We start from the raw sequence: 6,665 nt of genomic DNA on the forward strand, positions 1-6,665 counted from the left end.
TTGCCATACAGCACATAAATGGGACGGAAGCGTCCGCCCTTTATTTCTTTTAATGCTTCCTTTGCATCCATACCTTCACCTCGTCACGAGTAAGTACAATTAGACGGCAACAAAGGGATGAGCCATATAAAGCCTCATCCCTTTGCCGAACATCTATATAAACATTCGCAGGCAGGTCCATGGTACCGCCCTGCGGATGGTCATACGACGTTAAGGATTCGTCGCAGACACTATCGCTGCTAACATTATACGCATAAATCGATATAAATGTGCGTAATAACCCTTAATTTTTGCAGACCGCAATCTGTGCTGAAGCGAGCAATTTCTAAGTTAATGCCCTGCCTTCTGCTCCGTCAGCGTAGATAAATCGATCACATACTTCTCAATTGCTCCTTGTTCAACATGAACCTCGTAGGTCAGTTTTTTGCTGTCCTCAGACCAGACCAGATTGAGCAGCTCACCGTTTTTGCGCGGTGATGTGAAGACGACAGATTGATCGGCAGCAGCAACAACTTTAATTTTAAAATTTTCAGCCTTGCCGCTATAGAGGCCATCGGGTGAAACCGTTGCCGTGCTGTTCGTATTCACACCTAAACCATTCTCGCCTTCCTTTTCAACCAATCCTTCAGAAGGATTCGAAGTTAAGCCTTTGACTGAGCCATCCTCAAATGACCCACCATCAGGCGCTTTGTCTTCATTGGTTAAAGGATTGATTGCGGTACTCTTGGACGTTGGCGATGAATCGGCTTCTTTATCTTTATTTGCCGTTTCCGTCTTCACTTCTGGGTCTTCAGCACCGTTAGCGCTCGGTCTATAAGACATTTCCACTGGCGTTTCGCTCATCATATCAGCCGCGACGTTATTCGATCGCTTGGCTGAAGATTGTGATGCATTCATATCGCCAATCGAGTCTGAATTATACGTTACGATAAACAGGCCTGCAACGATTCCGGCTGCGATCACACCACTCATAATGCGCATGGACGGCCAGCGGCGTTGACGCTTCGAAAGACGTTTTGTTGCTTCCGTTCTGCTAACCATGGATGGCGGTTCCGCTTCAGCCTGACCAAACAGTTCCATCCGCTCTAATTGAGGCATAATCGCATCGACTAAGCTATAGCTCGGCATAACTTTTGGCAAACTGGTAAGCTCGGCGGACAATAGCTGTAACCGCTCGAACATGGCTGCACAGTCCGGACACTGTCTAGTATGATTCATCAAGACTTCGATTTCGCTTTCATCGAGATCGTTGTCTAGCTGTCTTTGCATTAGTTCCATCACCTCTTGACAATTCATCCCCGGACACCACCTTTCTGATAATCATGGAGTAAAGTCTGCAGCTGTTGCCTAGCTCTGAATAAATAGGATTTCACTGTATTGAGCGGCAAATCGAGCGAATCTGCAATTTCATTGTAAGAGAAATCCTGTAAATACCGAAGGACGACGACCGCACGATGATGCTCAGGAAGCTTGTCGATAGCGGCTTGAATGTCTTTAACAGCGTAAGCAGACATTACCTCGTCCTCCACGTTTTGTTTTTCGTGGAATACCATGTCGTGCTCATCTATTGAGACGGTCGGTTTATTTCTCCGAAACTTGTCAATGCAAATGTTGGTTACAATACGTTGAATCCATGTTTTGAACTGCGCTTTTTCTTCGTACGAGCCTATTTTTGTATAGATGCGAATTAGCGCTTCTTGCGCTGCATCAAGGGCATCCTGTTCATTATTTAATATATAATAGGCTGTCCGATAAACATGCGTTTCAATCTCTCGCAATAGAGTAATTAAAGCGTCGCGATCTCCCGACTGAGCGGCTCTTATAAGCTCCGGCTCCACCACGAAGGATCCCCCTCTCTTGCAACCATTCTGACGAACTGGTTGCGGTAAAAGTTGCAGATAAATTAGAAATATTACTTTATTTTTTTTAGTAAGTTTTAACAAGCAGAGCGATTGTCCCCAAGCGGACCGTCTTGAATGCACGAAGCAGGAAAAAACCATAAAAAATTTACAGATACTCGCTATGCTGTGAAAGAATCGAAATAAACTCCACATTAAAGGATACCAAATTTCAACTAACTCGTATATAGAAAGAAGTCGAATACCTCTGAAAACGGCTCGACTTCTTTATTCCTAAGTATGAATGATTTTCATATGATATGCGAATTTAGGTACGGAAAGATGAAAGCAGGCTTTTTATTCGCATTTTTTCGATACCCGCCTTACTTAATTTTTGTATACGTAAATAAATCTTGGCTGGTTACAATAAACCGTACCTCGCCATCACGATCTGTTCGCCACAAAGCGGTTCCCGCTTGATTTAATCGAGAAATCACATCTGGACTAGGATGGCCGTAGGTATTTGTCGCTCCAACAGAAGCTACTGCTCCAAGCGTACGCCAATAATCGAGCCACTCTGAGCTTGTTGAAAAACGACTGCCATGATGTGCAACCTTCATAACTGAGACGTTTTTTTCCTTTGAATCCATTATATTTTGCTGCCGCTCATTTCGTATAATGGCGCGCTCTGTGGCTGCATTAATATCACCGGTAAACAAGAAGACCGACTGAAAAAGCTGAACACTAAGCACAACACTGGCTTCATTCTGCTCCTCAACGTGAGCCACCGCTTCCTCTTTTTGCGCCAATGGCCACAGAACGCTTATCTTGGTATTTGCATCTACCTGCTGCTTCATGCCCGCAGACGCGCTGTACATTGGAATTCCCAGCGCAAGTGCCTGCTTAATAAGCTGCTGAGCATCATCTGCTTCCTTCACCGTTCCGTTCCACCAAATGCTGCGTATTGGAATCGTCTCCAAAACTGCTTTTAAACCACGGATATGATCGCTATCCAAATGTGAAATGACGAGGATGTCAATCTCGCGCACGCCTCTTTTCATAAGTAAAGGCACAAGCACCTTTTTCCCAATTTCAAAAGGGTCGCTCCGCTCCTTCCACTCTTCTCCCGGCTTGCGGAAGCTCATCGTACCTCCGCCATCGATTAAAATATGCTTGCCGCCGGGTGTTCGAATATGTACAGCATCGCCTTGACCAACATCTATAAAACTAACCTCTGCTTGACGGTTAAATAAATCAGGTTTAAAGGCATAAAAAATCATAATCAAAACTAGCGCTAACAGCAGATATAGGCTAATCCTTAGCTTTTTACTGCTTTCTTTAACCACTATGTAAGGATGAACCGCTCCAATTGGCGCTGTCTCCTCTATGGTCGCCGCTTCTTCCTCATGTTTCGCAGCGATTTGCATCGTCCAACTGCGCAAAATCCGAAATATAACACCAAATATAATCAGCCAAGCTGCCACCCACCAAAGAGGCGGAGTTGCCCAAATCGTCCTTAGTGAATCCACTTCGGACAGCTGCTCGACGAAAGCAAACGTCCATTCATTCGCGAAATGCGAGAAATAGGCCAGCAGCTTGCCGCCGCCCTCCCAAGGAATCGCAAGCAGGAGCGATACTGCGCCAAGCGGCATAACGACAAAGCTGATGAACGGAACGAGCACAAAATTCGCGAGCATAGACAACACATGAAACTGATTAAAATAATAAATCGTCAGTGGAAAAGATACAATCTGCGCTACGAGCGTAACCGCCGCCAGATCAAGCAGCGATTTTCCTCTGCGCCACCTCGGCATCGCTTGCCGTACAGGCTGGACTCCGACAATTAGACCGATCGTTACAATGAACGACAGCTGAAAGCTGACATCCTCGATAAAATAGGGATCATAAATAAGCATAAGCACCGCAGCAGCAGCTAACAAATGCAGCCCATCCTTCAGCTTGCCCATCCGAGCTGCCAATAGCCCAAGAACGGACATTAGACCCGCGCGGACAACCGAAGGGGAAGCGCCGGCAAGCAGCACATACAAGGGAACGGATAACATGAGGATGAGCAGCATTCGTTCGCGGCTTATACGTGCGAGGCGCAGCAGACCGCTAAGCGCATAAAGGAATACAGCAACATGGAGGCCCGAAATCGCTAAAATATGCGTTAAACCAAGCCTTGAAAATTGCTGGAACTGCTCTGGATCGAGGTCCTCGCGAATGCCGAGGACCAGTCCCTTCATGTATCCGGACTGCGAGGACGGATACAGCTGTTCCATCCGCGCGCCAAGCCATGCGCGCGCGTTGTCGACGCGGCCGAGCAGCGCGGCCGCGGTCCACTTGGGGCCCGGCGCCGGCTTTACGGCGGCGGTGCCCTTCACTTTGAGCAGCCAGTGGATTCTCTGGCTGCTGAGGTAGCGGCGGTAATCAAATCCGCCGCTATTGGATGCGCCAGCCGGCCGCGTAAGCTCGCCGGCAAGGCGCACTTTGGCGCCGCGCTGCCAAGCCGCGGCGATGGCCTGCTCCGGCTGTTCCATCAGCCGGACATGCACGATCAACCGCTCGCGCAACGGCTGCGCAGCGGCTTCACCCTGAACGTGGATGCTGTGCGCCTCCACGCGAAACATCGCGCGGTCGCCGTCGACCTCCACCGCCGATACAATAACGCCCTCCGCTTCCGCCGCATACGCAGCTCGCGGTCCATCCGCCTCAGCGGCGGCAAGCAGTGCTGGCAGCGCAGTCACGTTGCGGGCATCCGCCCATAACCGCTCTCCTGCGGCAAGGCACACTGCCAAAGCACAAGCCGCCGCGAGCTGCCACGTCGCTTTCTTGCCAAGCACTGCGGCGGTTGCGAGCAATATTCCCGCTCCCGCCGCAAGCCAAACGCCGCTGCTGTTCAAACCAGCAGCAGCCGCGCCCCCAAATACCCAACAAATCGCAAACCAAATTAAAGGACGTCGATTCACCTCTAGCTCCCTCCAATTCGCAAAGCCTCATAACAAAAAAAAAGAACCTCTGTCGCATCAAAAGATGCAATCAGAGGTTCCTCCTCGTTTCTACTATTTAATGATCAACGCTATGATGTTACATCCATATGCGCCTGAGCAGGTGGCTCGTAATGATCCAAACAACGGAAAACAATACCTTTCTGGGCCATCATATTGCTCACCTTTTCACTGTCTTTCGGATAACTGCGATGATAGACGATTTCGATAACACCGCTGTTTGCAAGCATGTTAGCGCATGTCCAGCAAGGCTGGTCGGTTACATAAACGGTTGATCCTTCGCGATCGGTACGATCGGTGAACAGCAGCAAATTTTGCTCCGCATGTATCGTTCGAATACAGCGTTGTTTCTTGAATGGCTGCTCCTTGCCGTCGACCAGCTTCATCTCAACTTCCTCCGAAATCATGCAGCCTGCCTCGAGACAATCCTGCACGCCCATCGGAGCACCGTTATACGCTGTGCCAAGCAGTTTTTTTCCTTGTACAAGAACAGCTCCAACATGTCTGCGCGGACAACGCGAGCGCGTCGAAACCATATAGGCAATATCCATGAAGTAGGTGTCCCAGTCCTTGCGGTCGGCATCCTTCGTTTGGGTGCTCATAACTCAACTTCCTCTCTCATGCTGCATCTGATGATCTCTGGTTGCATTTATTTGTCGTTTAAATTCGTTGAAATATAAGAAACATAACAATTGCTCCTGTTTATCGTATATTTCTACGTTAAAGCTTCTTACTAAAACGTTTAGGCTTAGGCTTGGCTGGCAGCAATGGCTTGCTCAATATCCGCCAAAATATCATCAATACCTTCTGTACCGATCGATAGACGAATCATGCCTGGAGAAACGCCTGCATTAGCTTGCTGTTCCTCTGACAATTGCAGATGTGTTGTGCTTGCCGGATGAATAATTAGCGACTTGGAATCGCCAACATTCGCCAAATGCGAGAACAACTGAACGGAGTTGATTACTTTTTTGCCCGCTTCGACTCCGCCTTTAATGCCGAATGTCATAATAGCGCCTTTGCCCTTCGGCAAATATTTTTGTGCAAGGTCATAGGATGGGTGGCTTGGAAGTCCTGGATAGCTAACCCACTCAACCGCTTCATGGCCTTCCAAATATTCAGCTACCTTTTGCGCGTTTGAGCTATGGCGTTCCATCCGAAGATGCAGCGTCTCAAGTCCTTGAAGCAATAGGAAGGAGTTGAAAGGTGAAATAGCAGCACCCATATCTCTTAGCAATTGGACGCGCGCTTTAATGATATACGCGACAGGGCCAACTGCATCGGTATAAACAACGCCATTGTAGCTTGGATCCGGCTCAGTAAGACCAGGGAATTTGCCGCTGGCTTTCCAGTCAAACTTGCCGCCGTCTACAATGATACCGCCGATTGATGTTCCATGTCCGCCGATAAACTTGGTCGCGGAATGCACCACAATGTCTGCTCCATGTTCAATCGGTCTGCACAAGTATGGGCTCGGGAAAGTATTGTCCACGATAAATGGAATGCCATTCTCATGTGCAATTGCAGCAACCGCTTCAAGATCGATCACATCGCCCTTCGGATTTCCGATCGTCTCAGCATATACTGCTTTCGTACGCTCGTTGATTGCTCCGCGGAAGTTTTCCGGATTCGACGGATCAACAAATCTTACAGTGATGCCAAGCTTTGCAAGCGTCATTGAGAATAAGTTGTAAGTGCCTCCGTACAGGCTTGTAGCGGAAACGATCTCATCGCCAGCTCCTGCAATATTTAGAATCGCGTATGTAATAGCCGATTGACCAGAAGCAACTGCCAATGCTGCCGGAGCACCCTCTAATTC

Annotated in this window: 5 protein-coding genes; all 5 read right to left on the reverse strand. The window is 48.5% G+C overall.

Going from position 1 to position 6,665, the window contains the following annotated elements; translation table 11 throughout:
- Nucleotides 1-330 precede the first annotated feature (330 nt).
- On the reverse strand, nucleotides 331-1,296 hold the full coding sequence (locus AC1DSE_RS27480; RefSeq protein WP_477528514.1) for an anti-sigma factor: 966 nt from the start codon (nucleotides 1,294-1,296) through the stop codon (nucleotides 331-333).
- Nucleotides 1,293-1,841, reverse strand: coding sequence for an RNA polymerase sigma factor (locus AC1DSE_RS27485; protein WP_053376850.1), 549 nt, complete (start codon nucleotides 1,839-1,841; stop codon nucleotides 1,293-1,295). The genes AC1DSE_RS27480 and AC1DSE_RS27485 overlap by 4 nt, the downstream gene beginning before the upstream one ends.
- Before the next feature lie 380 nt (nucleotides 1,842-2,221).
- Nucleotides 2,222-4,807: a DNA internalization-related competence protein ComEC/Rec2 gene (locus tag AC1DSE_RS27490; protein ID WP_477511353.1), complete on the reverse strand. Its 2,586-nt coding sequence runs from the start codon at nucleotides 4,805-4,807 to the stop codon at nucleotides 2,222-2,224.
- 110 nt (nucleotides 4,808-4,917) lie between these two features.
- Nucleotides 4,918-5,448, reverse strand: a complete 531-nt coding sequence (locus tag AC1DSE_RS27495; protein WP_076266860.1) for a deoxycytidylate deaminase — start codon at nucleotides 5,446-5,448, stop codon at nucleotides 4,918-4,920.
- 146 nt (nucleotides 5,449-5,594) lie between these two features.
- Nucleotides 5,595-6,665, reverse strand: a 1,071-nt coding sequence (locus AC1DSE_RS27500) for an O-acetylhomoserine aminocarboxypropyltransferase/cysteine synthase family protein (RefSeq protein ID WP_477528515.1), incomplete at its 5' end; no start/stop codon positions are given.

Source organism: Paenibacillus sp. 01L418 (assembly GCF_056400045.1).